Raw genomic sequence first — 26,926 nt, 5'->3', positions numbered from 1 at the left:
TCATACCCTGGTCGAGGATGGCTGCTGCACGAGTCGAGGCGTGTGAGCAACCGCTCGCCTGGTCTGTAGAAACAGTCTAGACCGCTACGTTCATCGCTGCCGGGCAATGCCCGGCATGGTGCTAGGCGACTGATGAGTCAGGAACTCCTAGAATGTCCGCCAAGGCCACTGCGGGAGGCGGGTGCATGCAACGCGATCACCGTGAGCAACTGAAGATGAGCTGGCAGGCGAACGCCGATGCCTGGGCCGCTGCCGTGCGCGAGCAGCGCATCGAAAGCCGGCGTCTGGTCACCGATGCGGCGATCCTGCAGGCCGTGCTGGCCTTGCAGCCTAAGCGCGTGCTCGATATTGGCTGTGGTGAGGGCTGGCTGTGTCGAGGTCTGGCCGAGCACGGGATCGCCTCGGTTGGCGTCGATGCATCCGCCCCTTTGATCGAGAAGGCGCGCGCCGCCTGCAAGGGTGGCAGCCAGTACCGCGTCTGCGGCTATGCGGAGCTGGAAACCCAGGCCGAGCAGTTGGGCCGATTCGAAGTACTGGTGTGTAATTTCGCCCTGCTCGAGGAGCCGCTCGAACCCTTGATGCGCAGCCTGCATCAGCTACTGACCCGTGATGGCTGTTTGCTGATCCAGACTCTGCATCCCTGGCGCGCGAGCCACGGTGAACCTTATCAGGATGGCTGGCGAGTCGAGGATTTCGTCGGTTTTGGCGAGGGGTTCCAGGCGCCCATGCCGTGGTTCTTCCGAACCTTGCAGTCCTGGCTGAGCCTGATCGCCGCCACCGGCTGGCGCCTGGAATGGCTGCAGGAGCCGCTGCATCCGGAAAGCGTGCAACCGGTTTCCCTGCTGCTGCTGCTCAAGCCTCAGTAGGGGGCTGGCGCCGATCGCATGGACGGCGCCAGGCTGAGGTGCTCACTGGGCTTCGGGGTCTGCGGCCAAGCGACCGGCATCATGCAGGAGCGCCTTGAGGAATGCCTCCTGCAGCTCCGGGTCGTTGCGCGTCAGTTCGATCAGGCTTTGCTCCAACTCGCTGGCTTCTTCTTCGAGGCCAAGATCCGACAGGCGCTTGACCCGATGCACCCACTGCGCGATATCGCCACCCTCCAGATCGTCGAAGATCAGGTCGTGAGCTTCGTGCAATTTGCCGCGCAGGGTATGGCTGACCAGTAGATTGGCCTCGGCTTTCACCTGGCCTTGCTCGTCCTCGACGCTCAACAGCAGCGTGCCGATGCGGCCGATGTCCTGCTCGCTGAATGGGCTGTCCAGCAGGTTCAGGCGCAGCACGCCGTTACGGTCGGTCAGCAGCTCGAACTCCTGCTTGCCCGCCTTGACCAGCACCGGACGTTCGGCCCAGGGCAGGTTGCTGTACTCCATGTGCCGATCCTGCTGCACCTCGTCAATGCTGGCCAGGTTCTGCTCGGCGCGGCCGTTGGACTCCACGTTCATGAACGGGTTGAGGCCCGCAATGCCGTAGCTGATCCAGTCGCGCGTTGCGCTTTCCGGCAGGCTGCCGAGCAGCACAACGTTGAGCACGTTGGCACCAACACCGGCGACCACCGCCACGGCGCCCATGGGCACTTCATAGATCTCGCGCCAGGGCTGGTAGGGCGTGTAGCGGTCGTAGCGGCGAGTGACCTCGAAATCCGTCACCTCGAAGCTCTTCTGTTCATGCACGCGCACGCGCCGTTGCGGCAGTTCCAGTACTTTGGGTTCACCCACGTCGATCTGCAGGGTGTGATCCAGCAGTTTGCGCTCGACGCGCTCCTCGTGCTCGCTGCGTTGCGGCAGATGATTGGCGCAACCGCTGAGGAAGACGGCGCCGCACAGGGCGGCACCGATGAGGCGAAGGTTGTAGCTCGTGTGCATGATGGCTCGGTGGTGCGCTGTAATCAGCGGCTGATACGGGCTTGCAGGAAGGGCAGGATATCGGCCAGGGCAATGGCTTGCGGCTCGGTCTCTGCGCGGCTCTTGTATTCGAGGTTACCCTCGGCCAGGCCACGGTCGCTGACCACGATGCGATGCGGAATGCCGATCAGCTCCATGTCGGCGAACTTGATGCCGGGGCTGGTCTTCTTGTCGCGATCGTCCAGCAGCACCTCGTAACCGGCGGCAGTCAGCTCGGCGTAGAGTTTGTCGGTGGCTTCGCGTACTTGCTCGGTTTCGTAGCGCAGCGGTACCAGGGCGATCTGGAAGGGCGCCAGGGCGTCGTTCCAGCGAATGCCGCGCTCGTCGAAGTTCTGCTCGATGGCAGCCGCCACCACGCGGGAAACGCCGATGCCGTAGCAGCCCATGGTCAGCACCACCGGTTTGCCGTTCTCGCCCAGCACCTGGCAGTTCATGGCCTCGCTGTACTTGGTGCCGAGCTGGAAGATGTGCCCGACTTCGATACCACGTTTGATCACCAGGGTACCCTGGCCATCCGGGCTCGGATCGCCCTCGACGACGTTGCGCAGGTCGGCCACGGTCGGCACCGGCAGATCGCGCTCCCAGTTGACGCCGAAGTAGTGCTTGTCGTCGATGTTGGCACCGATGACGAAGTCGCTCATCAGCTCCACGGAGCGGTCGATGATGATCGGCAGCGGCAGGTTCAGCGGGCCGAGGGAGCCGGCACCGGCACCGATGGCGGCACGCAGCTCGGCGTCGCTGGCCATGGTCAGCGGATTGGCGACCTGTTCCAGATTGGCGGCCTTGATCTCGTTGAGCTCGTGATCGCCACGTACCACCAGAGCGATCAGCTTGCCTTCTTCGGCGGCATGCACGATCAGGGTCTTGATGGTTTTCTCGATCGGCAGGTTGAAGCCTTCGACCAGGGCCGCAATGGTTTTCGCATCGGGCGTGTCGACCAGGCGCAGTTCTTCGGTCGGCGCCGGGCGCACTTTCTCGCGCGGCAGGGCTTCGGCCTTCTCGATGTTGGCGGCGTAGTCGGAGCTGTCGCTGAAGGCGATATCGTCTTCGCCAGAGTCGGCCAACACATGGAATTCATGCGAGCCGGTGCCGCCGATGGAGCCGGTATCGGCCTGCACCGGGCGGAAATTCAGGCCCAGGCGGGTGAACACGTTGCAGTACGCCTGGTGCATGCGGTCGTAGGTTTCCTGCAGGGAAGCCTGGTCGGCATGGAAGGAGTAGGCGTCCTTCATGAGGAATTCGCGGCCGCGCATCAGGCCGAAGCGCGGGCGGATCTCGTCACGGAATTTGGTCTGGATCTGGTAGAAGTTGATTGGCAACTGCTTGTAGCTGTTCAGCTCATTGCGGGCCAGGTCGGTGATCACTTCCTCGTGGGTCGGGCCCACGCAGAACTCGCGGTCGTGGCGATCCTTGATGCGCAGCAGTTCCGGGCCGTATTGCACCCAGCGACCGGATTCCTGCCACAGCTCGGCCGGCTGGATGGCGGGCATCAGCACTTCCAGGGCGCCGGCGGCGTTCATTTCCTCGCGCACCACGTTCTCCACCTTGCGCAGCACGCGCAGGCCCATCGGCAGCCAGGTGTACAGGCCGGAGGCCAGCTTGCGGATCATGCCGGCACGCAGCATCAGCTGGTGGCTGATCACCACGGCATCGGAAGGGGTTTCTTTCAGGGTCGAGAGCAGGAACTGACTGGTACGCATGTTTGGCCGTTCTGTCGGTTGCTAGGGCTTGGAATAGGCCGGCATTGTACGGTGCCTATACAGTGGCGTACAGGACACGGCAGGCGTGAATTCGCTCGCGCCGACGATTCTGTCGTTGTCATCGATCAAGGTCACGATGTGGAGAGAGAATGTCGACATTGACCGCGCAAGACGTGCAGGCGCTGATCCGCTCGGGGTTGCCGATGGCTGAGGATATCGACCTGCGTATCGACCGACTGGATGCAGGTGGTGTGCTGGCGCGGGTGCCTTTTCACGCCAAATTGGTGCGCCCGGGTGGCACCTTGTCCGGGCCAACCATCATGGCGCTCGGCGATGCCGCCATGTACGCCGTCGTGCTGGGGCGCCTGGGGCGTGTCGAGATGGCGGTGACGTCCAATCTGAACATCAACTTTCTGGTCAAGCCCAAGCCTGTTGACCTACTGGCGCATGCAAGCATTCTACGCCTGAGTCGGCGGCAGGCTGTATGCGAGGTCTCGATTTATTCGGCGGGAAATGAGGATGAGTTGGTGGCGCACGTTACGGGCACGTATGTGCTGCCGGAAAAATTAAATAGCACATAAAAAAGCCCGGCTAATTTAGCCGGGCTTTCGCTCTGAATGCACCCTCGAGTTAGAGGATGTCCAGCGGGTACTCAGTGATTACGCGAACTTCGTCAATCGCGCTGCTGCCAGCGGAGTAGAAGCCCGACATATCATTGTTGGAGCGCCAGGAAGCATGACGGACACGGAAAGACAAGTCTTTGGCTGCGCCTTCTTGCACAACGTACTTGACCTCCAGGTCACGCTCCCACTCTTTGCCATTCTTGCCGAAGCTGCCAGCGTAGGGGCCGGTAGCATCTGCATGAGTGCCATCTGCGTTATCACCGGTGATGTAGCGAGCCATGAAGCTCAGGCCGGGGATGCCGAAGGAAGCCATGTTCAGGTCGTAGCGAGCCTGCCAGGAGCGCTCGCCCGGGGCGTTGAAGTCGGAGTATTGCACCGAGTTGGCCAGGAAGATGGAGTCCCCCGAGTTGTTGCCGTCCATCGAGATGTAATCGAAAGGCTCATCGCCATTCACGCGCTGATGCGCAACTGTGAACTTGTGGGCGCCGATTGCATAGGAGGCAGAGAGGGAGAATGTGGTGTTGCTGATGTCGCCGGCTTTCGAGTCGCCTTTATCGGTTGTGCGATAAATGTTGAAATCGAAGCCCAGAGATTGGTCATCTGCCAGCGGGATGGTGTAGTTGACGTTCCCGTAGTATTGACGCCATACGTCTTCGAGTTCGGAACCATAGAGGCTAGCCGACAGTTGATCGTTGAAGCTGTAGGTGCCGCCTACGTAATCAACGCTCTGGGCGTCAATCGCACCGCCGTAGGAAAGAGTAATATCACCGTCGCGGTTAGTGGAGGCGCTGCCGTCACGAATCGAAGTGAAGTGACCAGCGTCTACGCTAAGCCCTTCGATTTCGTTGCTGAGAACCTGAAAACCTTCTGCGCTACCAGGGAACAGGCGTGCAGTACCTGTAGCAAATACAGGCGCTGTCGGCATCAGGTTGCCATATTTCAGCACGGTGTTCGAAACGCGCAGTTTTACTGCGCCGCCTGCATAGGAATAATCATCTTGGGAGCGACCGTCGGAGCCGGTCGGGAGAAGACCAGTGCCAGAGGTGCCTTTGCCGCTATCGAGTTTCAGCCCCAGCATGCCGTGAGCATCAACGCCGAAACCAACGGTGCCTTGGGTAAAGCCGGACTCGTACATGGTGCTGATACCATGGGCCCATTCTTTACGGTAGTTCTGGCGATCCGAGGTGTTGTTGCGGAAGTCGCGGTAGAAAGCATAGTTCTTGTTCAGAAGAGACAGTTTGCTGTCTTCAACGAAGCCGTTCGACTCGGACTGTGCGCTGGCGAAGGCCAGTTGGCTGGTGCCCGCGGCGACTGCCAGGGCGATTACGCTCCACTTCATCACTTGCATCGTGATTGCTCCTTGGGTTTAGAAGAGTTGCGCTGCCCACTGTTTTGTTGTATGGGCGGCTCTTTCTTTTTGTGTCGGCGCTAACTTATAGCACGCAGCCAATGTTGGCGATAGTTGCAGTCTATTCCTGACGACTTCTTTGGCCCTATGTCGCATCGAGTTGGGGAGAATGTCGCAAATATATAGCTCTGCTTTTCGTGCTACGGCAGGCCGACGCTTTCGCGGTTCAGGGAGTGCCGGGTACCGCTGTTATTGGGTTGCTGCGCGGCGTACCGGGCATTGCTGGGAGGTGTAGCAAAAGTCGTGCACAACTCTTCTGTGGTGTGTGGATTTATCGTTTTTTTGTGGTCTTCGCACGTTTGGGCTGTCGTGTTGTCGGTGTCGTGCCCGGCGGCTGTGGCTCTGCCGGTGGGGGTAAGGTGGCATTTGCCTCGTCGAGGATTCTGATCAGATGCTGATGCCGAGGTTTATGGCCGGGTGTGAGGGGTGTTCTCGGTAACGCTGTGCGGTGAGCATTACGTTAGGAAACAAAATGGTGCGCCCCTGTGGTGCGGATGTGTGGTGTGCGCCCTGAGCTGGTGCGTGTGTTTTTGGGTGAAGTGGCTGCTTTGTCTGCGTATGCTGCGCGGCATCGGCGTGTGGCTTCATCCGCGCTAAGCTTTTGGTGAGCGGTGATTAGGAGAAGTGTGATGTTCACCCTGGATTCGCGTTTGCAGCAGGACTGTCTGCTGGTTGGAGACTTTCCATTGAGTCGTTTGTTGCTGATGAACGACGCGCAGTATCCCTGGTTTATCCTCGTGCCCAGGCGCGAGGAGGTTAGCGAGCTGTTTCAGCTGGATGCGCAGGATCAGCGTCAGTTGTGGCTGGAAACGACGCTGCTGGCTGAGACGCTGAAAGATACTTTCGCAGCGGACAAGATGAATGTGGCGACGCTCGGGAACGTGGTGAGCCAGCTGCACATGCATGTCATCGTGCGCAAGCGTGCGGATGCGGCCTGGCCTGCGCCGGTCTGGGGGCGCCATCCGGCGGTGGCTTACACGGCCGAACAGGTCGAAGCGCTGAAGCAGAAGTTGCGTCTGGTGTTGACCGAAAACTTCCGTTTTGCAGAGGAGGGCGTATGAATCTGGAGGCTCGTGTCACCGAGCTGGAAAGCCGCCTGGCTTTCCAGGATGACACCATTCAGGCGCTCAATGATGAGTTGGTCGAGCAGCACCGGCGTATCGAGCGCTTGCAATCTCAGTTTGCGGCACTGGCGCGGCGGCAGGAAGAGTTGCAGGGGCAGGTGGGGATCGTCGAGAGCGATGCTCCGCCCCCTCATTACTGAGATGGAAAAGCCCGCGTTGATCGCGGGCTTTTATTTTGTCGAGGCGTTATATCAGCGGCGTGGTGGTGCAGCAGCGATCACGTCTTCGGCCTGCAGGCCCTTGTCGCGCTGCATAACGGAAAACTCCACGCGTTGCCCTTCGACCAAGACGCGGTGGCCTTCGCCGCGAATGGCGCGAAAGTGCACGAAAATATCCTCGCCCGAATCCCGCGAAATGAAACCGAACCCTTTCGAGGTGTTGAACCATTTCACGGTGCCGGTTTCACGGTCTTCCTCTGGCGTGACCGCTGCGGCAGGAGCTGTCTCGGCTTTGGTTGCGACCTTGGCTTGTGGTGCCTGGATAGCGTCGGTTTCCCGTGGCAGTTGGCAGGCGAGGTGCAGGGCTACAGCGACTCCGGTGATCAGCAGGCTTAGCCAGATAGCGGGCTGATTGCCGATGCTGGGCAGCGGTGCAAGCAGCACCAGCGCTTGCAGTACGGCGGCCAGGATCAGCAACACGCATGCGATGCTTTGCAGTTGTTGGCGGGTGCTCGCTGCAGTAATGGCCGCGCTCGGAGCGAGTGTGAGGTTAAGCAGGGCGATCAGCGCCAGGTACAGCGCGTTTGGTGTTGCCAGCAGTCCTTCGGGTGTGGCGAAGCCGGAAAAGAATGACAGCAGCAGGGCGGCGAGCCCCACCAGTAGATGGGCGATTTTCAACATGTTTGACGAACTCACAGATTCAGGAATGACTTGGTTGTAAAGGTGCAGGTGGGTGGCGCACAGCGGTGTGCGGCCGTGTCGTCGCAGGTAGAAAGCGCAACGCGGGCTGTATTTAACAGCAAAGGTAGAGGCTACTCAAATCAAGCGCTTAGCACGGTTTCGCCGATGGCTGGATGAACCTGGTTGCGGCCGTTGCGTTTGGCTTGATAGAGGGCGTCGTCCGCCCGGGTAAGCAGCGTTTCCAGCGTGTCGCCCGGTTCAGCCAGGGCGAAGCCGAAAGAGGCGGTAATGCTGTCGAGTACCTGATCGGTGCTGCGCACCTTGACCCGCAGGCTCTGAATCTTGCTGCGCAGGTGGTCAGCGAAACGGTGCACATCTTCGAGGCTGGCGCTGTTGCGCAATACCACGCAAAACTCCTCGCCACCATAGCGCGCGGCGAAGGCGCGTGCCGGCAACTGATCGCGAAGCAATTGACCGACGTGTTGCAGTACGCGGTCTCCCAGTGGGTGGCCGTACTGGTCGTTGAATTGCTTGAAGTGATCGATGTCCAGAATCACCAATGCCAGGCCGGTGCTGGAATCATTCAGTGCTTGATCGAGCAGGCGGGTGAAGGCGTGACGGTTGAAGACTCGGGTCAGGCTGTCCAGGGTGGCGGCAAGATGAGCGCGCTCGAGTTGGCTGCGCAGGTGCTGGATTTCGTTTTGAGCGGCGCGCAGGCGATAGAGGAATTTTTCCTGCTGATCCTGCATGAGCTGTGTGCTTTCCTGCAGCTCGTTGAGCACGCTCGGCAGGTCGTCGATGATCGGCTCCTGCAGTGCGTTGAGGCCCTGTGCCAGGCTGAGTTGATAGTGCTGGCTGCCACTGACGCTGCGTGACACGTCATCTTCGATGTCGTCGACCAGTTCGATGACCTGCTGCTGTCCGGCGCGCGCCTCCTCGAGTTCGCCGTGGATCACGTATTCGCGAAACAGTCGGGTGGCCACCTCGGGCGGGAAGGCATCGAAGTCTTCGACGACTTTGTCCAGGCGTCGGTTGAGTTCCGGATCGCTGCCCTTGCTGTAGCAGTACCACAGCGCGTAGTGCACCGGGTTGGGTGGAATATCGTGGCGCACCATCAGTGGCACGGCCTGCTTCAATAGCTCGGCCGCTTCGCGGGTTTCCTCGGGAAAGAGTTCGAGGACGGTTGGATTCTTCGGAGGCAGGGGCATACACGCACGGTGGCTTGATCACATATGCGATTAGCATAGATCAGTGCGCGTGGCAGAGCTAATGAAAAGGCCCGGCAAGCCGGGCCTTTGAGCGATCAGGCAGCGAGCAGGCTGCGCAGCATCCAGGCGGTTTTCTCGTGCACCTGCATGCGTTGGGTGAGCAGGTCGGCGGTCGGTTCATCACTGACCTTGTCCAGCAGCGGGAAGATGCCGCGCGCTGTGCGTACCACGGCCTCCTGGCCCTCGACCAGTTGCTTGATCATGCCATCAGCGCTTGGCACGCCTTCTTCTTCCTTGATCGAAGACAGGCGGGCATAAGCGGCATAAGTACCTGGAGCGGGGAAGCCGAGGGCGCGGATGCGCTCGGCGATGGCGTCCACGGCCAGCGCCAGCTCGGTGTATTGCCCTTCGAACATCAGGTGTAGGGTGTTGAACATCGGGCCGGTGACGTTCCAGTGGAAATTATGAGTCTTCAGGTAGAGGGTGTAGGTGTCGGCGAGCAGTCGCGAGAGGCCTTCTGCGATGGCGGCGCGATCCTGCTCGGCGATTCCGATGTTGATATCCATGGTCTTCTCCTCTCTATATGGCTCGGGATGTGGCGCCCAAAATGTAGACGAGAGCCTAGCATGAGCATGGCCGAGCCGGTTTTGGCTTATATCAATCAGGTGAATACTCAGAGCCTATTGATAGCGCCGAGTTCATTTTCCTGTCCAGTTGCCGAGTCAGGCTGCATGAGCCTGCTGGCCGTCTTGCTGTTCAATGCGTTCTTGTGTGTGGCCTGGCGGCTGCGTCAAGGCGATTTAGGCTATATAATCCCGCCCTTTGTCAAAGCCGGTTATACGCCAAGCGCATACCGGCGCGGCCCTGGCCTGAGTGCGCAGGGCGATACCTGACCTGTCCAAGACCTAATCAGAGAAGCGAACCACGATCATGATGCGCAGCCACTATTGCGGCCAGTTGAACGAGAGCCTGGATGGCCAGGAAATCACCCTTTGCGGCTGGGTACATCGTCGCCGTGACCATGGTGGGGTGATCTTCCTCGACATCCGTGATCGTGAAGGCCTGGCCCAGGTGGTGTTCGACCCGGATCGTGCCGAGACCTTCGCCAAGGCTGATCGCGTGCGCAGCGAGTACGTGGTCAAGATCACCGGCAAGGTACGTCTGCGTCCGGAAGGCGCACGCAACCCGAACATGGCGTCCGGTGCCATCGAAGTGCTGGGCTACGAGCTTGAAGTGCTCAATGAAGCGGAAACCCCGCCGTTCCCGCTCAATGAATACACCGACGTTGGCGAAGAAACCCGCCTGCGCTACCGCTTCATCGACCTGCGCCGCCCGGAGATGGCCGAGAAGCTCAAACTGCGTTCGCGTATCACCTCGAGCATCCGTCGTTACCTCGACGAGAACGGCTTCCTCGACGTGGAAACGCCGATCCTGACCCGTGCCACCCCGGAAGGCGCGCGCGATTACCTGGTGCCGAGCCGCACCCATGCCGGCAGCTTCTTCGCCCTGCCGCAGTCGCCGCAGCTGTTCAAACAGCTGCTGATGGTGGCCGGCTTTGATCGTTACTACCAGATCGCCAAGTGCTTCCGCGACGAAGACCTGCGTGCCGACCGTCAGCCGGAATTCACTCAGATCGACATCGAGACCAGCTTCCTCGATGAAAAAGACATCATGAATCTCACCGAAACCATGGTGCGCAACCTGTTCAAGGAAGTGCTGGACGTCGAATTCGATGAGCTGCCGCACATGACCCTGGCCGAAGCCATGCGCCGCTTCGGCTCGGACAAGCCGGATCTGCGCATCCCGATGGAACTGGTCGACGTTGAAGACCAGCTCAAGGATGTCGAGTTCAAGGTCTTCGCCGGCCCGGCCAACGACCCGAAATGCCGCGTCACCGCGCTGCGCGTTCCGGGCGGGGCGAGCATGCCGCGCAAGCAGATCGATGACTACACCAAGTTCGTCGGCATCTACGGCGCCAAGGGTCTGGCCTATATCAAGGTCAATGAGCGTGCTGCCGGCGTCGAAGGCCTGCAGTCGCCGATCGTCAAGAACATCCCGCTGGACAACATCAACGTGATCCTCGATCGCGTCGGTGCAGTCGATGGCGACATCGTGTTTTTCGGTGCCGACAAGGCCAAGATCGTCTCCGAAGCCCTGGGCGCGCTGCGCATCAAGCTGGGTCACGACCTGAACCTGTTGACCTGCGAATGGGCGCCGCTGTGGGTCGTCGACTTCCCGATGTTCGAGGAAAACGACGATGGCAGCCTGACGGCCATGCACCACCCCTTCACCTCGCCCAAGTGCACCCCGGACGAGCTCAAGGCCAACCCGGGCGCTGCGTTGTCGCGTGCCTACGACATGGTGCTCAACGGCACCGAGCTGGGTGGTGGTTCGATCCGTATCCATGACAAGAAGATGCAACAAGCGGTCTTCGAGGTGCTGGGCATCAGCGAAGCCGAGCAGGAAGAGAAGTTCGGCTTCCTCCTCGATGCCCTGAAGTTCGGCGCGCCGCCCCATGGTGGCCTGGCCTTCGGCCTGGATCGCCTGGTGATGCTGATGACCGGTGCGCAATCGATCCGCGAAGTGATCGCCTTCCCGAAAACCCAGAGCGCGGCCTGCGTCATGACCCAGGCGCCGGGTGTGGTGGACGCCAAGTCGCTGCGTGAGCTGCACATCCGCCTGCGCGAGCAAGTCAAGGCCGAATAAGCCTGCAAAAGAAGCCTGGAGATCCCAGGCTTCTTCGTTATGGGGCGGCGAGACTCGAGCGCTTGCGCCCGGCAATTGTGAAAACCTTATAGATGGAGTGAGTTATGGCTGGTCATTCCAAATGGGCCAACATCAAGCACCGCAAGGGTCGCCAGGACGCCAAGCGGGGCAAGATCTTCACCAAGCTGATTCGTGAGCTGACGGTCGCCGCCAAGCACGGTGGCCCGATCCCGGCGGATAACCCGCGCCTACGCCTGGCCGTGGACAAGGCGCTGACCAACAACATGTCGCGCGATGTGATCGACCGCGCCATCGCTCGCGGTGCCGGCAACAACGAGGCCGACAACGTCGTCGAGTTCAGCTACGAAGGTTACGCGCCGAGCGGTGTGGCGATCATCGTCGAGGTGATGACCGACAACCGCAATCGCACTGCCGCGGAAGTGCGCCATGCCTTCAGCAAGTGCGGCGGTAATCTGGGTACTGATGGTTCGGTGGCTTACATGTTCGACCGCAAGGGCCAGATCAGCTTCGCTCCGGGTGTCGATGAAGATGCCCTGATGGAGGCGGCGCTGGAAGCGGGCGCCGATGACGTGGAAATGGGTGAGGACGGCTCGGCGCTGGTGTCGACCAGTTTCACCGAGTTCCACGCGGTGAACGAGGCGCTGAGTGCGGCCGGGTTCAAGGGGGAAGAGGCAGAGATCGCCATGATCCCGTCGATTAGCGCGCCGATCGCTGATCTGGAAACCGCGCAGAAGGTGTTCAAGCTGATCGACATGCTCGAAGACCTGGACGACGTGCAGAACGTCTACCACAACGCCGAAGTATCCGACGAGATCATGGAGCAGCTCGGCTGAGCCCGCTCGTCGCCCGGAGGGGTGGCGTGGGCTGGATGGCGTTCCGCTTTGGTTCGTCATGCCAGGCTACCCTGGTGGGCTGAAGCCCACCCTACGCCTCCCACCCTGTGCTCGTCTTATGGTTTTCTCTGGTTCCTCGGGCGCGTCACGAGTGACGGCGCATGAGGACCTCCGTATACTCGCCAACTGGATAAATAGACAGTTGCCGACATGACCCTCATCCTAGGAATCGACCCTGGTTCACGCATCACCGGCTATGGTGTGGTGCGCGATACCGGGCGCGGCTGCGAGTACGTCGCCTCCGGCTGCATTCGTACTGGCAATGGGCCGCTGGCCGAGCGTTTGCAGATCGTCTTTCGCGGTGTCAGTGAGGTGATCGCTACCTACGGCCCGGTGACCATGGGTATCGAGCAGGTATTCATGGCGCGTAATGCCGATTCGGCGCTCAAGCTCGGCCAGGCACGTGGGGCGGCCATCGTCGCGGGTGTGGAAGCCGGGCTGGAGATCAGCGAGTACACGGCGACTCAGGTCAAGCAGGCGGTCGTCGGCACAGGGGCTGCCGACAAGCAGCAGGTGCAGATGATGGTCATGCACCTTCTGGGGCTGGTGCAGAAGCCGCAAATCGATGCCTCCGATGCACTGGGCATCGCCCTGTGCCATGCCCACCATCGGCAGAGTCTGATTCCTCATGGATTGGCCAACGCCAAGCGGCGTGGTGGTCGTCTTCGTTTATAGCGCAGTTGAAGGAGCCGGCCGGTGATCGGACGTTTGCGTGGCACCCTGGCGGAGAAGCAGCCGCCGCATTTGCTTCTGGATGTGAATGGCGTCGGTTATGAGCTGGAAGTGCCGATGACCACCCTTTATCGTCTGCCTTCGGTGGGTGAGGCAGTCACTCTGCACACTCATTTGGTGATTCGTGAGGATGCGCACCTGCTCTATGGCTTCTTCGAGAAGCGCGAGCGGGAGCTGTTTCGCGAGTTGATCCGCCTCAACGGCGTCGGCCCCAAGCTGGCGCTGGCGTTGATGTCCGGCCTCGAGGTGGATGAGTTGGTGCGCTGCGTGCAAGCGCAGGATACCGCCGCCCTGGTCAAGGTGCCGGGCGTGGGCAAGAAAACCGCCGAGCGGTTGCTGGTCGAGCTCAAGGATCGTTTCAAGGCCTGGGAGTCGATACCGTCCATTGCGCCGTTGGTGGTTGAACCTCAGCAGGCGCAGGCAGTCTCAAGCGCGGAGAATGACGCCGTCAGCGCGCTCATCTCTCTTGGCTACAAGCCGCAGGAGGCCAGCCGAGCAGTCGCTGCCGTCAAGGAGGATGGTTTGAGTAGTGAAGATATGATTCGTCGCGCCTTGCGCGGAATGGCCTAATGGAAGTTAACCGATGATCGAAGCTGATCGCCTGATCACCGCCAGTCCCCGTGAGCGTGAAGAACAGCAGGACAGGGCCATCCGCCCTCTGCGCCTGGCCGACTATATCGGTCAGCCGGTGGTGCGCGAGCAGATGTCGCTGTTCATCCAGGCCGCGCGGGGCAGGGCGGAAGCGCTCGACCATACGCTGATCTTCGGCCCGCCCGGTCTGGGCAAGACCACGCTGGCCAATATCATCGCGCAGGAAATGGGCAGTTCGATCAAGAGCACCTCTGGCCCTGTGCTGGAGCGTCCGGGGGATCTGGCCGCGCTGCTGACCAACCTGGAAAGCGGCGACGTACTGTTTATCGACGAAATTCATCGCCTGTCGCCGGTGGTCGAGGAAGTGCTCTATCCGGCGATGGAGGATTTCCAGCTCGATATCATGATCGGCGAGGGGCCTGCTGCTCGCTCGATCAAGCTGGATCTGCCGCCGTTCACCCTGGTTGGCGCGACGACCCGAGCCGGCATGCTGACCAACCCGTTGCGTGATCGCTTCGGTATCGTCCAGCGCCTGGAGTTCTACGGTATCGAAGATCTTGCAACCATCGTTTCGCGCTCTGCCGGGATTCTCGGTTTGCCCATCGAAGCCAAGGGCGCCTATGAGATCGCACGCCGCGCGCGTGGCACGCCGCGTATCGCCAACCGTCTGCTGCGCCGCGTGCGCGATTTTGCCGAAGTGCGTGGCAATGGCCAGATTTCCCAGGCCACTGCCGATCAGGCGCTGAACCTGCTGGATGTCGACGAGCATGGTTTCGATCATTCCGACCGCCGTCTGCTGCTGGCGATGATCGAGAAGTTCGATGGCGGTCCGGTAGGGCTCGATAGCCTGGCAGCCGCCATCGGTGAAGAGCGTCATACCATCGAGGACGTGCTCGAGCCTTACCTGATTCAGCAGGGCTACATGATGCGCACGCCGCGCGGGCGGGTCGTTACCCGGCATGCCTATCTGCACTTTGGTCTGAACATACCCAAGCGCCTGGGTGAGCAGGTAGCGCCCGATCTTTTCTCGGCAGGTGATGAATGACGAAAAAATTGTTACCAGCCCGGATTGGCAAGTCTCGGAGGCAGGACTAGAGTATGCGCGCGCAAAACGGAGTCCAGCCGTTCAGTCATTGCTGTCGGGTCTATTACGAAGACACCGATGCCGGTGGCATCGTCTACTACGTCAACTACCTCAAATTCATGGAGCGGGCTCGCACCGAGCGCCTGCGTGAGCTGGGTTATGCCCAGTCGACGCTTGCCGGTGAGGGCCTGTTATTCGTCGTGCGTTCGGCTGAAGCGCGCTATCACGCGCCGGCACGCCTGGACGATGAGCTGGTGATCAGCGCCGATGTAATCGAATTGAACCGTGCCAGCCTGCGCTTTCGTCAACAGGTCAGGCGGGCTGCGGATGATGTACTGCTCTGTGAAGGGCAGTTCCTGGTGGCCTGTGTGCGCACCGAAAACTTGAAGCCCCGGGCCATTCCCGAGCCGATGCGTCATGCCTTCGCCGGATCGCAGATGCCGGATCAAATTGCAGCAGGAGAGTAAGCGTGGAAGCCAACGCCGTTGACCACATGTCGATGTGGAGTCTGATCAGCAACGCCAGCTTTGTGGTGCAGTTGGTGATGCTCACACTGGTGAGTGCATCGATCATTTCCTGGGTGATGATCTTTCAGCGCAGCAATGCCATACGCGCTGCCAAGCGCGCACTGGACAACTTCGAGGATCGCTTCTGGTCCGGTATAGACCTGTCCAAGCTCTATCGCCAGGCTGGCAGCAACCCGGACCCGGACTCGGGCCTGGAGCAGATCTTCCGTGCCGGCTTCAAGGAGTTCTCGCGCCTGCGTCAGCAGCCGGGTGTTGACCCGGATGCGGTCATGGACGGTGTCGCCCGTGCCATGCGCGTAGCCATCTCCCGCGAGGAAGAGAAGCTGGAAGCCGCACTGCCATTCCTGGCGACCGTCGGCTCCACCAGCCCCTACATTGGTCTGTTCGGTACCGTCTGGGGCATCATGAACTCCTTCCGTGGCCTGGCTCAGGTGCAGCAGGCCACTCTGGCCACCGTTGCTCCGGGTATCGCCGAAGCGCTGATCGCCACGGCCATTGGTCTGTTCGCCGCGATCCCGGCGGTCATTGCCTACAACCGCTTCTCCGCGCGGGGCGAGATGCTGATCGGTCGTTATTACACCTTCGCCGACGAGTTCCAGGCCATCCTGCACCGCAAAGTGCATACCTCGGACGAATAAGGCAGGGCTCAAGCCATGGCGAGAATTCGCAACAGACGCAAGCCGGTCGCCGAGATGAACGTGGTGCCCTACATCGATGTGATGTTGGTGCTGCTGGTCATCTTCATGGTCACCGCGCCGATGCTCAACCAGGGGGTCAAGGTCGATCTGCCCAAGGTCAGCAGCGAAGCGCTGCCGCAGGATAACGACGCCCAGGTACTGACCATCTCCATCAAGGCCGACAAGACCTACTACTGGAACATGGGCAGCGAAGTGGACGTCGACACCGAGCAGGAGCGTGCCTCCACGCTGGCGCAGATGACCCAGGCCGTCTCGGCGATCATTGCCGAGAACCGTCGTCAGGGTAAGAAGGTGCAGGTGTTCGTGCGTGGCGACAAATCGGTGGACTACGGCACCGTGATGGCGGCCATGGGCGGTCTGCAACAGGCCGACGTGGGTAACGTCGGATTGATTACCGAGGCTCCCTGATGCAGCAAACCGAGCGTCCGCAATCGGAAAGCTACTTCTGGCCCATCGTCTGGGCCGTGGGGTTGCACGTCCTGATGTTCGCCATGCTGTTCGTCAGCTTCGCCTTCTCGCCGGAACTGCCGCCGGCGCGTCCGGTGGTGCAGGCTACGCTGTACCAGCTCAAGTCGCAGAGTCAGGCCACCACCCAGACCACGCAGAAGATCGCCGGCGAAGCGCAGAAAACGTCCGCGCCGCAGTTCGAGACCGAGCGTCTGGAGCAGAAGAAAGCCGAAGAACAGAAAGTCGCCGCGGCGAAAAAGGCCGAGGAACAAAAGAAAGCCGACGAGGCTCGAAAGGCCGAGCAGGCCAAAGCTGAAGCCGCCAAGGCCGAAGCCGCGAAGAAAGCCGAGGCAGAGAAAGCTGCCGAGCAGAAACGCCAGGCCGATATCGCCAAGAAGCGTGCCGAGGAAGAGGCGAAGAAGAAAGCCGCCGAAGATGCCAAGAAGAAGGCAGCCGAGGACGCGAAGAAGAAAGCGGCGGAAGAGGCCAAGAAGAAGGCTGCTGCCGAAGCGGCGAAGAAAAAAGCGGCTGAGGACGCCAAGAAGAAAGCCGAAGCGGCCAAGCGCAAGGCTGCCGAGGATCAGAAAGCAGCGGCCCTGGCCGACTTGCTGTCGGATAACGTGCAGAACCAGCAGGCACTGGCCGATACTCATGGCGATCAGGTAGCCGGTAGTCTCGATGATCTGATCATCAACCTGATCACCCAGAACTGGCAGCGTCCCATGTCGGCACGCCGTGGCATGAGCGTTGAGCTGCTGATTCAGATGTTGCCTGACGGTACCATCACCAACGCCAGCGTTTCGCGCTCCAGTGGCGATGCGCCGTTCGACAACTCGGCCGTGGCTGCGGTACGCAACGTGGGACGTATTCCCGAGATGCAGCAACTGGATCGTGCCACCTTCGACAGCCTTTACCGGCAGCGTCGCGTCATTTTCAAACCGGAGGATTGAGCTCTGTGAACAACCTGATTCGTATCGCCCTTTTGGGGCTGGTCATGCTGGTCGGCAGCGTCCAGGCGGCCGATCCGCTGGTCATTTCCCAAGGTGCCGACCGCGCCACGCCTATCGCCGTCGTGCCTTTCGGCTGGCAGGGTGGCAGCGTACTGCCGCAGGACATGGCCGAAATCGTCGGTAATGACCTGCGTAACTCCGGCTACTTCGAGCCGATCCCGCGGCAGAACATGATCAGCCTGCCGACCCAGGCTAGCGAAGTCATCTACCGTGACTGGAAGGCTCTGGGCGCCCAGTACGTGCTGGTCGGCAGCGTCGTGCCCAATGGCGGCCGCCTGCAGGTGCAGTACGCCCTGTTCAACGTCGCCACCGAGCAACAGGTGATGACCGGTAACGTCGGTGGTGGCACTGACCAACTGCGTGACATGGCGCACCATATTTCCAACCAGGCGTTCGAGAAGCTCACCGGCGTCAAGGGTGCTTACTCCACCAAGCTGCTCTACGTGACGGCCGAGCGCTTTGGCACCAACAACACCCGCTATACCTTACAGCGTTCCGACTACGACGGTGCGCGTGCCGTGACCCTGCTGCAGTCGCGTGAGCCGATCCTGTCGCCGTCGTTCGCACCTGATGGTCGTCGTATCGCCTATGTGTCGTTCGAACAGCGTCGTCCGCGCATCTTCGTCCAGCACATCGACACCGGTCGCCGTGAGCAGATCACCAATTTCGAGGGCCTCAACGGTGCACCGGCCTGGTCGCCGGATGGTTCGCGCCTGGCCTTCGTGCTGTCGAAAGACGGCAACCCGGAAATCTACGTGATGGATATGGCCAGCCGGCAGATGCGTCGCGTGACCAACCACTACGCCATCGATACCGAACCTTTCTGGGGCAAGGACGGTCAGACCCTGTACTTCACCTCGGATCGGGCAGGCAAACCGCAGATCTACAAGACCAACATCAATTCTGGTGCAGTCGAGCGCGTGACGTTCGTGGGCAACTACAACGCCAACCCGAAACTCTCGGCTGACGAGAAGATGCTGGTGATGATCCATCGCCAGGATGGTTTCACCGTGTTCAAGGTGGCGGCGCAAGACCTGGAAACCAACCGCCTGCGCATTCTTTCCGATACAAGTTTGGATGAGTCGCCCACTGTTGCGCCCAATGGCGCCATGCTAATCTACGCCACCCGCCAGCAGGGCCGGGGAGTCTTGATGTTGGCGTCCTCCAATGGACGCGTGAGGCTCCCTCTTCCTACCGCTCAAGGCGAAGTTCGAGAGCCTTCTTGGTCCCCTTACCTGAACTGATGCGGTGCTTCACCTTTTTGCTTAACACACTGGGGTTCATTAGGAGTTACATGATGGAAATGCTGAAATTCGGTAAGTTCGCTGCACTGTCCCTGGCTCTCGCCGTTGCTGTAGGTTGCTCCTCCAAAGGCGGTGACGCTGCTGGTGAAGGCGCGGTCGACCCGAACGCCGGCTACGGCGCCAACAGCGGCGCTGTTGACGGTAGCCTGAGCGAAGAAGCTGCTCTGCGCGCTATCACCACCTTCTACTTCGAGTACGACAGCTCCGACCTGAAGGCCGAAGCCATGCGCGCTCTGGACGTACACGCCAAGGATCTGAAAGCCAACGGCAACCGCGTTGTTCTGGAAGGCCACGCTGACGAGCGCGGTACCCGTGAGTACAACATGGCTCTGGGCGAGCGTCGTGCCAAGGCCGTTCAACGCTACCTGGTTCTGCAGGGCGTTTCCCCGGCTCAACTGGAACTGGTTTCCTACGGCGAAGAGCGTCCGGTTGCTACTGGCCACGACGAGCAGTCCTGGGCTCAGAACCGTCGCGTAGAGCTGCGCAAGTAATTTGCCATGCTTAAGTGCCTCCGTACTCTGACCCTTCTGACACTTGCCCTGCCGCATGCGGCAATGGCGGAAGTTCCCGTAATGGATAGCAGCACCATGCAAGGTAGCAGCTATCCACCGGCGGGTTATGGTATGGCTGGCGCCTCCGCCGAAACAGGGGCGCAAGCCCCTGCTTCGGCGCAGGGCATGCTGTTCAACCAGCTCCAGCAGATGCAGCAGGAACTTGCGCAACTGCGTGGCATGGTCGAAGAGCAGCAGAATGAAATCCAGCGCCTCAAGCAGGAAGGCCTGGAGCGTTATCAGGATCTTGATCAACGTATTTCCGCCGGTGCAGCTGCCGGTGCTCCCGCTCAGAATTCTTCTGCCAATGGCGTGATCAACGCCGCTGGCACGCCGACGCCACCCGCTGCGCAGCAGCAGGCCAGCGCCGAGCCGGGTGATCCGGCCAAGGAAAAGCTCTACTACGATGCCGCCTTCGACCTGATCAAGGCCAAGGACTTCGACAAGGCATCGCAGGCGTTCGCCGCTTTCCTCAATCGTTATCCCAGCAGTCAGTACGCGGGTAACGCCCAGTACTGGCTGGGTGAGGTCAATCTGGCCAAGGGTGATCTGCAGGCTGCCGGCCAGGCTTTTGCCAAGGTCAGTCAGGCGTATCCGAGTCACGCCAAGGTGCCGGATTCGCTGTTCAAGCTAGCCGATGTCGAGCGTCGTCTGGGTCATAACGACAAGGCGCGTGGCATCCTCCAGCAGGTCATTGCTCAGTTCCCAGGCAGCTCGGCCGCTCAACTGGCCCAACGCGACCTGCAGCGTCTGTAAGCGATCACGTGTTACCCGAACCCGCGCCCTGGCGCGGGTTTTTCGTTTATGCCCGGCGTGCCGAGACGGCCAGGGCATCTTCCTTTAGAATGGCCGCCCGCGTCGTTCAAGGGGTTTCAGCTTCGCTGATGTCTCCGGAGGGCGCGGCTCCGTCATGCCGAACCACGGCATTGTTTTCCACGCAACGGAGGCGGATGGCCTGTTTCGTCATCACGCCCGTGGCTACCATGCAAGAAACCCTGCGTATCACCGAGATTTTCTACTCGTTGCAGGGGGAGACGCGTACTGCCGGCTTGCCGACGGTATTCGTGCGCCTGACCGGCTGCCCCCTGCGCTGTCAGTACTGTGACACTGCCTATGCCTTCAGCGGCGGTGAGATCGTCACGCTGGACAGCATCCTCGAACAGGTGGCCGCCTATCGGCCTCGTTATGTCTGCGTGACGGGCGGCGAGCCGCTAGCGCAGCCCAATTGCATCCCCCTGCTTGCCCGCCTGTGTGACGCCGGTTACGAGGTATCGCTGGAAACCAGCGGCGCGCTCGACGTTTCTGCCGTCGATTCGCGGGTGAGCAAGGTACTCGATCTGAAGACACCTGGCTCGGCCGAGGTGCAGCGCAATCGCTACGAGAACATTCCCTGGCTAACCCGTAACGATCAGGTCAAGTTCGTCATCTGCTCGCGTGAGGATTACGACTGGGCGGTCTCCAAGCTCATCGAATATGACCTGGCGGCGCGCGTCGACGAGGTGTTGTTCTCGCCCAGCCATAAGCAGGTCGACGCGCGTGCGCTGGCTGACTGGATCGTGACGGACAACCTGCCGGTACGCCTGCAATTGCAACTGCACAAGATTCTCTGGAACGACGAGCCGGGACATTGATATGAGCGATAAGAAAGCGGTCATCCTCCTCTCCGGAGGGCTGGATTCGGCCACGGTGGTCGCCATGGCCAAGGCAGATGGCTACACCTGCTACAGCATGAGTTTCGATTATGGCCAGCGCCACCGCGCCGAATTGCAGGCTGCCGAACGCGTGGCGCAGCAGTTGGGCGTGATCGAGCACAAGGTCATTGGCCTCGATCTGAACGGCATGGGCGGCTCGGCCCTGACCGATGCCAGCATCGCGGTGCCGGAAGCACCGGTCGAGGGAATCCCGGTTACCTACGTGCCGGCGCGCAACACGGTGTTTCTTGCCCTGGCGCTGGGGTGGGCGGAAGTGCTCGGCGCGCAAGATATCTTCATCGGCGTCAATGCGGTGGATTACTCGGGCTATCCCGATTGTCGGCCGGAGTTCGTCGAAGCCTTCGAGCGCATGGCCAACCTGGCGACCAAGGCCGGTGTCGAGGGGCAGGGGTTCACCATCCGTGCGCCGCTGCAGTACATGAGCAAGGGCGAGATCATCCAGGCCGGCACGCGTCTGGGCGTGGATTACGCGCTGACCGTTTCCTGCTATCAGGCCGACAGCGATGGCCGTGCCTGTGGCAAGTGCGACAGCTGCCGCCTGCGCGCGGCCGGCTTTTTGGCTGCTGGCGTGGCCGATGCCACGCGCTATGTGTGAAAAAGTTTTCGAGGAGTGTTGATTTCCTGAATTAAATCAGTATCATGCGCTTCGCGTTGGGTCGTTAGCTCAGTTGGTAGAGCAGTTGGCTTTTAACCAATTGGTCGTAGGTTCGAATCCTACACGACCCACCAACATCGCAAAAAGCCAGTCGGAAGACTGGCTTTTTTTTGCCCGAAAAAAGCCCCGGAGCAGCCGTGTCATCGGCTGTGCAGGGCAGGTGTATACTCGCGGCTCGCCTACGAGCGCCACAGGTTGGATGACATGTCGCAGATTTCCGAACGCCTTCTGGTTCAGGCCCACCTCGATGCCAAGCAGCCCAAGCCGCTGACGGCTGAGGAAGAAGCTACGTATCGCCGCGAGATCGCTGCCGAGCTGAAGAAGCAGAACGCCGTGCTGGTGGCGCACTACTACTGTGACCCGGTGATTCAGGCGCTGGCCGAGGAAACCGGCGGTTGTGTCGCCGATTCTCTGGAAATGGCGCGCTTCGGCAACCAGCATCCGGCGCAGACCGTGGTGGTGGCGGGCGTGCGCTTCATGGGTGAGACGGCGAAGATCCTCAACCCGGAAAAACGCATCCTGATGCCGACGCTGGAGGCGACCTGTTCGCTGGATCTGGGCTGCCCGGTCGACGAATTCTCGGCTTTCTGCGACCAGCATCCCGAGCGCACCGTGGTGGTTTATGCCAACACTTCGGCAGCGGTGAAGGCGCGCGCCGATTGGGTGGTGACGTCCAGCTGCGCACTGGAAATCGTCGAGAGCCTTATGGACAACGGCGAGACGTTGATCTGGGCGCCGGACAAGCACCTGGGCAATTACATCCAGCGCGAGACTGGCGCCGACATGCTGCTGTGGGATGGCGCCTGCATCGTGCATGAGGAGTTCAAGTCCAAGCAGTTGCTGGACATGAAGGCGCTCTACCCGGATGCCGCCATCCTCGTTCACCCCGAGTCGCCGCAGAATGTCGTCGAGCTGGCGGATGCCGTCGGCTCGACCAGCCAACTGATCAAGGCCGCGCAGACGCTGCCGAACTCCACCTTCATCGTTGCCACCGACCGGGGTATCTTCTACAAGATGCAGCAGCTGTGCCCGGACAAGACCTTCATCGAAGCCCCGACGGCGGGCAATGGCGCGGCCTGCCGTAGCTGCGCGCATTGCCCCTGGATGGCGATGAACACCCTGGAGCGTGTGCTGACCGGGCTGCGCGAAGGTTCCGGTGAGATCCATGTCGATCCAGCGTTGATCCCCAAGGCGATCAAGCCGCTCAAGCGCATGCTCGATTTCACCCAGGCCGCCAGGTTGAAAGTCGCCGGCAACGCCTGATCAGGCAGCGATTCGAACGAAGCCCAGCTCATGCTGGGCTTCTTGCTTTGTACGTCTGAGGTCGGCGTGGCAGTTCCCGGATTGCATCCGGGCCACGATCAACTGACCCAGTTTCCAGGCTCGTTGACGATATCGAACAAGGCCCGCAGGCGGCCATAGTCACGGCCGTTGAAGGTGAAGGCCAGGCGTGTCAGTTGGCACAGTTCGGGCTCGTCGCTTTCCTGCTCGCAATGGGGCTGCTGAGTGAAACCACCGGTCTTGCACAGCCCGCTGAATTCCTCGTCGAGTCGTGCCAGTGTCTGCTCGTTCAGAGGATGGTTGAGGCGAATGACGAAGCGATCCTTGAGCCAGCGGCTGGAGTGGAAGTTGCGGTAGAAGTGGACGATTTCTTCCACGGCCTCTTCGGCACTGTAGACCAGACGCATAAGGTTGAGGTCGGTGGGCAGGATGTAACTGTTGTCTTCGAGCTGGCTGCGAATGAAGCCCAGAGCGCTTTCCCAGTAACTGCCGCCGGGTTGGTCGAGCAGCACCACAGGCACCAGAGGGCTCTTGCCCGTCTGGATCAGCGTCAGCACTTCCAGCGCTTCGTCGAGCGTGCCGAAACCGCCGGGGCAGAGCACCAGGCCGTCGGCTTCCTTGACGAAGAACAGTTTGCGCAAAAAGAAGAAGTGGAAGGACAGCAGATGATGGCTTTCACGCATGGTAGCGTTGGCCTTCTGCTCGAAGGGCAGGGTGATGTTGAAGCCCAGGCTGTTTTCCGGGCCTGAGCCTTCATGGGCAGCGGCCATGATGCCGCCGCCGGCGCCGGTAATCACCATCAAGTCACGACGCGCCAGCAGTGCACCCAGTTCGCGAGCCTGCTGGTAGAGCGGATGGGCCGACGGGGTACGGGCCGAGCCGAACACCGTTACCTTGCGGCGACGCTTGAGCTGCTCGAGCACGCCGAAGGCCTGCTCCATTTCGCGCAGGGTCTGCAGCATGATCTTGGCGTCCCAGCGGTTGCGGTCGGCCTGCGCCATGCGGATCACGGTGGTGAGCATTTCCCGGTACAGCGGCAGGTTGGGGCTGTTGCTGGGCACGCTGAGGTTGATCAGTTCGTCGAGCTTGCTGCTCAGGTCGACTTCGCTGGTCTGCACGTGGCGCGAGAGATAATCGTCCGGTTCGTAGGGCATGGAAACTCTCCTGTTCTGCGCGCTGGCATGTGCGCATCATGTTCGTGCCAGGGCGGTTCCTTGATTATGGAGTGTCGCCAACGATGCCACAGCCAGGTTTTAGCCTGTTTTCGTAAGCGCGGCTTACAGAGCACCTCTAAAAACTAACTGCGTTGCCATCGCGGCGTTAAAACAGGCTCAAAATGCTCATTTACAGCTCGTAAACTGCGCTTTCTCGCCTGTTTTGCCTTGCGCTGGCTGCCTCGCTTACGTTTTTAGAAGTGCCCTACAGGGCGATCTGTTCGCCCGGCTCGGGGATGTTGGCCAGCCAGTTCAGGCGCTCGCGCAACACCTGCTGCAAGGTCTGCATCTTCTCCAGTTCGCCATGCACCAGGTACAGCTCGGGGTGATGCTCGAACTGGGCGGCCCAGTCGAGCAACTGCGACTGCCCGGCATGCGCGGAGAAGCCGCCGAGGGTATGCACCTTGGCTTTCACTGCGATGCGTTGGTGCAGCACTTTCACCGTATCGGCGCCGTCGATGATCAGGCGACCGAGTGTGCCTTTGGCCTGGAAGCCGGGAAATACCAGGTGGCAGTCCTCGCGCCAGAGGTTGTGCTTGAAGTGGTGGACGATGCGCCCGCCATTGCACATGCCCGCCCCGGCGATGATGATCGCGCCGCTCTTGACCCGGTTGATCGCCATGGACTCTTCGGCTGTCGGCGTGCAGCGCAGCACGGGCAACCAGTCTTCGACCCGTTTGACGCCTTTGGCTACCAGCGCGGCCTGATCCTTGGCAGCGAACTGCTCGTGGTAGCGGCTGTAGATGGCATTCGCCCGGATCGCCATGGGGCTGTCGAGGAAGACCGCCTGTTGCGGCAGGCGACCTTCCTGATAGAAGCGGCCCAGGTAGTAGATCAGATCCTGAGTACGGCCGACGGCGAAGGAGGGGATCAGCACGTTGCCGCCGTCACGATGGGCCTGTTGCAGGATGTCGGCCAACTCTTCGATGGTTTCTTCGCTGGGGCGATGATCGCGGTCGCCATAAGTGGATTCCAGCATCAGCACATCGGCTTCGTGCAGTTGCGCAGGGGCTTGCATCAGAGGGGAACAGGTATTACCGAGATCGCCGGAGAAAACCAGGCGCCGATGCAGGTGATGATCCTCCACGCACAGTTCGACGATGGCCGAGCCGAGAATGTGCCCGGCATTATGGAAGGTCACCTGCACGCCCTTGGCGATCTCCACCGTCTCGCCATAAGCATGGCGGCGTGTCTGACTCAGGGCCTGCTCGGTGTTGGCGATGGTGTACAGCGGCTTGATGGCAGGTTTGCCCTGGCGGGCGCGCCAGCGATTCTCCCATTCGGCGTCCTTTTCCTGGAGGAAGGCCGAATCCAACAACATCAGTTCGAGCAGTTCGCAACTGGCCTCGGTGGCATGGATCGGCCCGCGATAACCCTCGGCGACCAGGCGCGGCAGCAGGCCGCTGTGGTCGAGATGGGCGTGCGACAGCACCACGGCATCGAGGCTGCTGGGATCGAAGGGGAAGGCGCTGCGGTTCTGGTTCTCTTCCTCGCTGCGTCCCTGGTGCATGCCGCATTCGAGCAGCACCTTGGCGCCTTCGCGGCTCTCCAGCAGATAGCAGGAGCCGGTGACCTGTTGAATCGCGCCGAGGAAGGTAAGCAGGGCCATGGTTTGCTCCTTATGCCTGAGGTGCTTGCAGCATGCCGGGTTCCGCCTGCGGTGAATTTGATGCAGGTCAGGCAGGCGGTTATTGCAGGAAGGTTGGCGCAACTGTGACGTGATGCCGTTCGTCTGCGGAACTTGGGGGATGCCTGGCGTCTGATTTACTTGCAGGAAGTGGGTGTTTCCGCGAAGCTCGCCATCCAGATGCGTGGCGAGCCAGAGGGTCGTAGCCAGCATGAGGCGGGGCTCGGCCGGTATGGTTGCTTTGTGGGCTGTTGTGTAGCGAAGCCGGAAGCCCGACGGCCTGCATAGAGTATCGACGGGTAGAGGAGGGCAGGTATGCCCAAGCTGATAGTGGACGTGGACGAAGAGCTGTACCAGATGCTGCGGGAAGCGGCGCGCGTTAACCAACTGAGCCTGGAGGACGAGTGCCTGCGTCGTCTCGAGGGCGGTGTGCGCCGGTCGCGCTACATGGATGCCTTGCTGGCCGAGCTGCGCGCCGGCGATGCGCAGCGCCGCGCCAAGGGCTGATCGCGGTCGTCTGGCAACCGCGTATCTGCTTTACAGGCCGCAATCGCTGCGATCGAAGACCTCGGTGGTGATCGGGCGGTTGCTGCGGTATTCGCTGAACTGGTAACGCAACTGTGCACCCTGGCTCAGTAACTGGCGGTAGCCGGGGTTGCGACAAACGCTTGCCGCCAACTGGCTTCTGACCGTATCCGGGTTTCCGCGCATCTTCGCCGCATGGTCGGGGCGCACGCTGAGGTGGTTGATCAGCGTGTGACCGTCGACGGTGTAGCCCTGATCGAGAATATCTTCATTGATAGCCCGCGGCGTGCCCACGCTGCTTTCCTGGGCCACCTTCTCCAGCGTTCGCGTCAATTCCATTTCCTTCAATGAGGCTGCCTGTGCCATCGGCAGAGCCAGGCCGAGCGCGAGTGCGGGGAGAACGTAACGCAGCATGGGACAACTCCTGAAAAGACGAACGTGGATTGGACAGGGCTTCGCAGCGAATGTTCGGAGCCCAGTGGTGTTACCGATGGAGACATGCTGGCCTCTTGCTGCCATTCGTCAGCACGACCAAAGGCCGGGGA

General features: G+C 60.9%; 30 protein-coding genes, 1 tRNA gene and 1 pseudogene. 22 read left to right on the top strand and 10 right to left on the bottom strand.

Annotated features, from left to right (window positions below; genetic code table 11):
- Window positions 1–185 precede the first annotated feature (185 nt).
- Window positions 186–866 (top strand): class I SAM-dependent methyltransferase, encoded by a 681-nt coding sequence (locus VC352_RS05710; RefSeq protein ID WP_322978611.1) that lies wholly within the window; start codon window positions 186–188, stop codon window positions 864–866.
- Window positions 867–908: 42 nt separating this feature from the next.
- Here the strand turns inward: VC352_RS05710 and VC352_RS05705 are convergent, their stop codons facing one another.
- Both VC352_RS05705 and VC352_RS05700 read right to left on the bottom strand, forming a co-directional pair.
- Window positions 909–1,862 (bottom strand): hypothetical protein, encoded by a 954-nt coding sequence (locus tag VC352_RS05705; RefSeq protein ID WP_322978610.1) that lies wholly within the window; start codon window positions 1,860–1,862, stop codon window positions 909–911.
- 23 nt (window positions 1,863–1,885) lie between these two features.
- Window positions 1,886–3,601, bottom strand: a complete 1,716-nt coding sequence (locus VC352_RS05700) for a proline--tRNA ligase (RefSeq protein ID WP_322978609.1) — start codon at window positions 3,599–3,601, stop codon at window positions 1,886–1,888.
- A 158-nt stretch (window positions 3,602–3,759) separates the two neighbouring features.
- Between VC352_RS05700 and VC352_RS05695 the strand changes: the two genes are divergently transcribed.
- Entirely contained in the window at window positions 3,760–4,182 is a 423-nt protein-coding gene (locus VC352_RS05695; RefSeq protein WP_322978696.1) for a PaaI family thioesterase, read from the top strand.
- 49 nt (window positions 4,183–4,231) lie between these two features.
- Here the strand turns inward: VC352_RS05695 and VC352_RS05690 are convergent, their stop codons facing one another.
- Entirely contained in the window at window positions 4,232–5,572 is a 1,341-nt protein-coding gene (locus tag VC352_RS05690; protein ID WP_322978608.1) for an OprD family porin, read from the bottom strand.
- 689 nt (window positions 5,573–6,261) lie between these two features.
- On the opposite strand from VC352_RS05690, the gene VC352_RS05685 reads away from it, so the two are divergent.
- Complete coding sequence (locus VC352_RS05685) at window positions 6,262–6,693, top strand: HIT domain-containing protein (protein ID WP_322978607.1); 432 nt, start codon at window positions 6,262–6,264, stop codon at window positions 6,691–6,693.
- Complete coding sequence (locus VC352_RS05680) at window positions 6,690–6,896, top strand: SlyX family protein (RefSeq protein WP_322978606.1); 207 nt, start codon at window positions 6,690–6,692, stop codon at window positions 6,894–6,896. The genes VC352_RS05685 and VC352_RS05680 overlap by 4 nt, the downstream gene beginning before the upstream one ends.
- Window positions 6,897–6,947: 51 nt before the next feature.
- Here VC352_RS05680 and VC352_RS05675 read toward each other — a convergent pair whose 3' ends face one another.
- From VC352_RS05675 to VC352_RS05660, 4 genes and pseudogenes are all read right to left on the bottom strand, one after another.
- Window positions 6,948–7,148, bottom strand: coding sequence for a cold-shock protein (locus VC352_RS05675; protein WP_322978695.1), 201 nt, complete (start codon window positions 7,146–7,148; stop codon window positions 6,948–6,950).
- Window positions 7,149–7,325: 177 nt separating this feature from the next.
- Window positions 7,326–7,595: pseudogene (locus VC352_RS05670) on the bottom strand (cold shock domain-containing protein membrane protein); the annotation flags it as partial.
- Window positions 7,596–7,735: 140 nt separating this feature from the next.
- Window positions 7,736–8,803 (bottom strand): GGDEF domain-containing protein, encoded by a 1,068-nt coding sequence (locus tag VC352_RS05665; RefSeq protein WP_322978605.1) that lies wholly within the window; start codon window positions 8,801–8,803, stop codon window positions 7,736–7,738.
- 95 nt (window positions 8,804–8,898) lie between these two features.
- Window positions 8,899–9,369: a Dps family protein gene (locus tag VC352_RS05660; RefSeq protein ID WP_322978604.1), complete on the bottom strand. Its 471-nt coding sequence runs from the start codon at window positions 9,367–9,369 to the stop codon at window positions 8,899–8,901.
- A 60-nt stretch (window positions 9,370–9,429) separates the two neighbouring features.
- On the opposite strand from VC352_RS05660, the gene VC352_RS05655 reads away from it, so the two are divergent.
- The 17 genes from VC352_RS05655 (at window position 9,430) to nadA (ending at window position 22,997) form a co-directional block, all read left to right on the top strand.
- Complete coding sequence (locus VC352_RS05655) at window positions 9,430–9,696, top strand: hypothetical protein (RefSeq protein ID WP_322978603.1); 267 nt, start codon at window positions 9,430–9,432, stop codon at window positions 9,694–9,696.
- Between the two features lie 37 nt (window positions 9,697–9,733).
- A complete protein-coding gene (gene aspS, locus VC352_RS05650; RefSeq protein WP_322978602.1) occupies window positions 9,734–11,509 on the top strand; it encodes an aspartate--tRNA ligase in 1,776 nt (591 codons plus the stop codon).
- A 104-nt stretch (window positions 11,510–11,613) separates the two neighbouring features.
- Window positions 11,614–12,363: a YebC/PmpR family DNA-binding transcriptional regulator gene (locus VC352_RS05645; RefSeq protein ID WP_322978601.1), complete on the top strand. Its 750-nt coding sequence runs from the start codon at window positions 11,614–11,616 to the stop codon at window positions 12,361–12,363.
- 210 nt (window positions 12,364–12,573) lie between these two features.
- Complete coding sequence (ruvC, locus tag VC352_RS05640; protein WP_322978600.1) at window positions 12,574–13,098, top strand: crossover junction endodeoxyribonuclease RuvC; 525 nt, start codon at window positions 12,574–12,576, stop codon at window positions 13,096–13,098.
- Between the two features lie 21 nt (window positions 13,099–13,119).
- Complete coding sequence (gene ruvA / locus VC352_RS05635; RefSeq protein ID WP_322978599.1) at window positions 13,120–13,725, top strand: Holliday junction branch migration protein RuvA; 606 nt, start codon at window positions 13,120–13,122, stop codon at window positions 13,723–13,725.
- Window positions 13,726–13,738: 13 nt separating this feature from the next.
- A complete protein-coding gene (gene ruvB, locus VC352_RS05630; protein ID WP_322978598.1) occupies window positions 13,739–14,791 on the top strand; it encodes a Holliday junction branch migration DNA helicase RuvB in 1,053 nt (350 codons plus the stop codon).
- Window positions 14,792–14,844: 53 nt separating this feature from the next.
- Complete coding sequence (gene ybgC, locus VC352_RS05625) at window positions 14,845–15,297, top strand: tol-pal system-associated acyl-CoA thioesterase (protein WP_322978597.1); 453 nt, start codon at window positions 14,845–14,847, stop codon at window positions 15,295–15,297.
- Between the two features lie 2 nt (window positions 15,298–15,299).
- Window positions 15,300–15,995 carry a protein TolQ gene (gene tolQ, locus VC352_RS05620; protein ID WP_322978596.1) on the top strand — a complete coding sequence of 232 codons (696 nt, stop codon included), beginning with the start codon at window positions 15,300–15,302 and terminating at the stop codon, window positions 15,993–15,995.
- Between the two features lie 15 nt (window positions 15,996–16,010).
- The gene (gene tolR, locus VC352_RS05615) at window positions 16,011–16,463 is read left to right on the top strand and encodes a protein TolR (RefSeq protein ID WP_013714447.1); all 453 of its coding nucleotides are present in this window, start codon (window positions 16,011–16,013) and stop codon (window positions 16,461–16,463) included.
- Window positions 16,460–17,452 (top strand): cell envelope integrity protein TolA, encoded by a 993-nt coding sequence (tolA, locus tag VC352_RS05610; RefSeq protein ID WP_322978694.1) that lies wholly within the window; start codon window positions 16,460–16,462, stop codon window positions 17,450–17,452. Before tolR ends, tolA begins: the two co-directional genes overlap by 4 nt.
- Window positions 17,453–17,457: 5 nt before the next feature.
- Window positions 17,458–18,756, top strand: a complete 1,299-nt coding sequence (tolB, locus tag VC352_RS05605) for a Tol-Pal system beta propeller repeat protein TolB (protein WP_322978595.1) — start codon at window positions 17,458–17,460, stop codon at window positions 18,754–18,756.
- Window positions 18,757–18,809: 53 nt separating this feature from the next.
- Window positions 18,810–19,307 (top strand): peptidoglycan-associated lipoprotein Pal, encoded by a 498-nt coding sequence (gene pal, locus VC352_RS05600; RefSeq protein WP_322978594.1) that lies wholly within the window; start codon window positions 18,810–18,812, stop codon window positions 19,305–19,307.
- Between the two features lie 6 nt (window positions 19,308–19,313).
- On the top strand, window positions 19,314–20,123 hold the full coding sequence (ybgF, locus tag VC352_RS05595; protein ID WP_322978593.1) for a tol-pal system protein YbgF: 810 nt from the start codon (window positions 19,314–19,316) through the stop codon (window positions 20,121–20,123).
- Window positions 20,124–20,350: 227 nt separating this feature from the next.
- On the top strand, window positions 20,351–20,998 hold the full coding sequence (queE, locus tag VC352_RS05590) for a 7-carboxy-7-deazaguanine synthase QueE (protein WP_322978592.1): 648 nt from the start codon (window positions 20,351–20,353) through the stop codon (window positions 20,996–20,998).
- A gap of 1 nt (window position 20,999) precedes the next feature.
- A complete protein-coding gene (gene queC / locus VC352_RS05585; protein ID WP_322978591.1) occupies window positions 21,000–21,674 on the top strand; it encodes a 7-cyano-7-deazaguanine synthase QueC in 675 nt (224 codons plus the stop codon).
- Between the two features lie 58 nt (window positions 21,675–21,732).
- Window positions 21,733–21,808, top strand: a tRNA-Lys gene (locus tag VC352_RS05580).
- A 130-nt stretch (window positions 21,809–21,938) separates the two neighbouring features.
- Complete coding sequence (gene nadA / locus VC352_RS05575) at window positions 21,939–22,997, top strand: quinolinate synthase NadA (RefSeq protein WP_322978590.1); 1,059 nt, start codon at window positions 21,939–21,941, stop codon at window positions 22,995–22,997.
- 98 nt (window positions 22,998–23,095) lie between these two features.
- On the opposite strand, the gene VC352_RS05570 is transcribed toward nadA, so the two are convergent.
- Both VC352_RS05570 and VC352_RS05565 read right to left on the bottom strand, forming a co-directional pair.
- On the bottom strand, window positions 23,096–24,169 hold the full coding sequence (locus VC352_RS05570; RefSeq protein ID WP_322978589.1) for an LOG family protein: 1,074 nt from the start codon (window positions 24,167–24,169) through the stop codon (window positions 23,096–23,098).
- A gap of 265 nt (window positions 24,170–24,434) precedes the next feature.
- The gene (locus VC352_RS05565; RefSeq protein WP_322978588.1) at window positions 24,435–25,838 is read right to left on the bottom strand and encodes an MBL fold metallo-hydrolase; all 1,404 of its coding nucleotides are present in this window, start codon (window positions 25,836–25,838) and stop codon (window positions 24,435–24,437) included.
- Window positions 25,839–26,171: 333 nt separating this feature from the next.
- Here VC352_RS05565 and VC352_RS05560 point away from each other — a divergent pair, with 333 nt between their 5' ends.
- Window positions 26,172–26,363 (top strand): hypothetical protein, encoded by a 192-nt coding sequence (locus tag VC352_RS05560; RefSeq protein ID WP_322978587.1) that lies wholly within the window; start codon window positions 26,172–26,174, stop codon window positions 26,361–26,363.
- Between the two features lie 30 nt (window positions 26,364–26,393).
- Here VC352_RS05560 and VC352_RS05555 read toward each other — a convergent pair whose 3' ends face one another.
- Window positions 26,394–26,795 carry a quorum-sensing-regulated virulence factor family protein gene (locus VC352_RS05555; protein ID WP_322978586.1) on the bottom strand — a complete coding sequence of 134 codons (402 nt, stop codon included), beginning with the start codon at window positions 26,793–26,795 and terminating at the stop codon, window positions 26,394–26,396.
- Between the last annotated feature and the right edge of the window lie 131 nt (window positions 26,796–26,926).

The sequence above is a fragment of the Pseudomonas sp. C11 genome, assembly GCF_034683865.1.
Classification (GTDB): domain Bacteria; phylum Pseudomonadota; class Gammaproteobacteria; order Pseudomonadales; family Pseudomonadaceae; genus Aquipseudomonas.
The sequence above is the reverse complement of the archived record's forward strand: the minus strand, read 5'-3'. Positions and strand labels throughout refer to the sequence as shown.

Bases quoted from the DNA above. Each gene is read 5' to 3' on its own strand.
- VC352_RS05710 (WP_322978611.1), top strand. From the start codon at position 186: ATGCAACGCGATCACCGTGAGCAACTGAAGATGAGCTGGCAGGCGAAC.
- VC352_RS05705 (WP_322978610.1), bottom strand. From the start codon at position 1,862: ATGCACACGAGCTACAACCTTCGCCTCATCGGTGCCGCCCTGTGCGGC.
- VC352_RS05700 (WP_322978609.1), bottom strand. From the start codon at position 3,601: ATGCGTACCAGTCAGTTCCTGCTCTCGACCCTGAAAGAAACCCCTTCC.
- VC352_RS05690 (WP_322978608.1), bottom strand. From the start codon at position 5,572: ATGCAAGTGATGAAGTGGAGCGTAATCGCCCTGGCAGTCGCCGCGGGC.
- VC352_RS05685 (WP_322978607.1), top strand. From the start codon at position 6,262: ATGTTCACCCTGGATTCGCGTTTGCAGCAGGACTGTCTGCTGGTTGGA.
- VC352_RS05680 (WP_322978606.1), top strand. From the start codon at position 6,690: ATGAATCTGGAGGCTCGTGTCACCGAGCTGGAAAGCCGCCTGGCTTTC.
- VC352_RS05665 (WP_322978605.1), bottom strand. From the start codon at position 8,803: ATGCCCCTGCCTCCGAAGAATCCAACCGTCCTCGAACTCTTTCCCGAG.
- VC352_RS05660 (WP_322978604.1), bottom strand. From the start codon at position 9,369: ATGGATATCAACATCGGAATCGCCGAGCAGGATCGCGCCGCCATCGCA.
- VC352_RS05655 (WP_322978603.1), top strand. From the start codon at position 9,430: ATGAGCATGGCCGAGCCGGTTTTGGCTTATATCAATCAGGTGAATACT.
- aspS (WP_322978602.1), top strand. From the start codon at position 9,734: ATGATGCGCAGCCACTATTGCGGCCAGTTGAACGAGAGCCTGGATGGC.
- VC352_RS05645 (WP_322978601.1), top strand. From the start codon at position 11,614: ATGGCTGGTCATTCCAAATGGGCCAACATCAAGCACCGCAAGGGTCGC.
- ruvC (WP_322978600.1), top strand. From the start codon at position 12,574: ATGACCCTCATCCTAGGAATCGACCCTGGTTCACGCATCACCGGCTAT.
- ruvB (WP_322978598.1), top strand. From the start codon at position 13,739: ATGATCGAAGCTGATCGCCTGATCACCGCCAGTCCCCGTGAGCGTGAA.
- ybgC (WP_322978597.1), top strand. From the start codon at position 14,845: ATGCGCGCGCAAAACGGAGTCCAGCCGTTCAGTCATTGCTGTCGGGTC.
- tolR (WP_013714447.1), top strand. From the start codon at position 16,011: ATGGCGAGAATTCGCAACAGACGCAAGCCGGTCGCCGAGATGAACGTG.
- pal (WP_322978594.1), top strand. From the start codon at position 18,810: ATGGAAATGCTGAAATTCGGTAAGTTCGCTGCACTGTCCCTGGCTCTC.
- ybgF (WP_322978593.1), top strand. From the start codon at position 19,314: ATGCTTAAGTGCCTCCGTACTCTGACCCTTCTGACACTTGCCCTGCCG.
- queE (WP_322978592.1), top strand. From the start codon at position 20,351: ATGCAAGAAACCCTGCGTATCACCGAGATTTTCTACTCGTTGCAGGGG.
- queC (WP_322978591.1), top strand. From the start codon at position 21,000: ATGAGCGATAAGAAAGCGGTCATCCTCCTCTCCGGAGGGCTGGATTCG.
- nadA (WP_322978590.1), top strand. From the start codon at position 21,939: ATGTCGCAGATTTCCGAACGCCTTCTGGTTCAGGCCCACCTCGATGCC.
- VC352_RS05570 (WP_322978589.1), bottom strand. From the start codon at position 24,169: ATGCCCTACGAACCGGACGATTATCTCTCGCGCCACGTGCAGACCAGC.
- VC352_RS05565 (WP_322978588.1), bottom strand. From the start codon at position 25,838: ATGGCCCTGCTTACCTTCCTCGGCGCGATTCAACAGGTCACCGGCTCC.
- VC352_RS05560 (WP_322978587.1), top strand. From the start codon at position 26,172: ATGCCCAAGCTGATAGTGGACGTGGACGAAGAGCTGTACCAGATGCTG.
- VC352_RS05555 (WP_322978586.1), bottom strand. From the start codon at position 26,795: ATGCTGCGTTACGTTCTCCCCGCACTCGCGCTCGGCCTGGCTCTGCCG.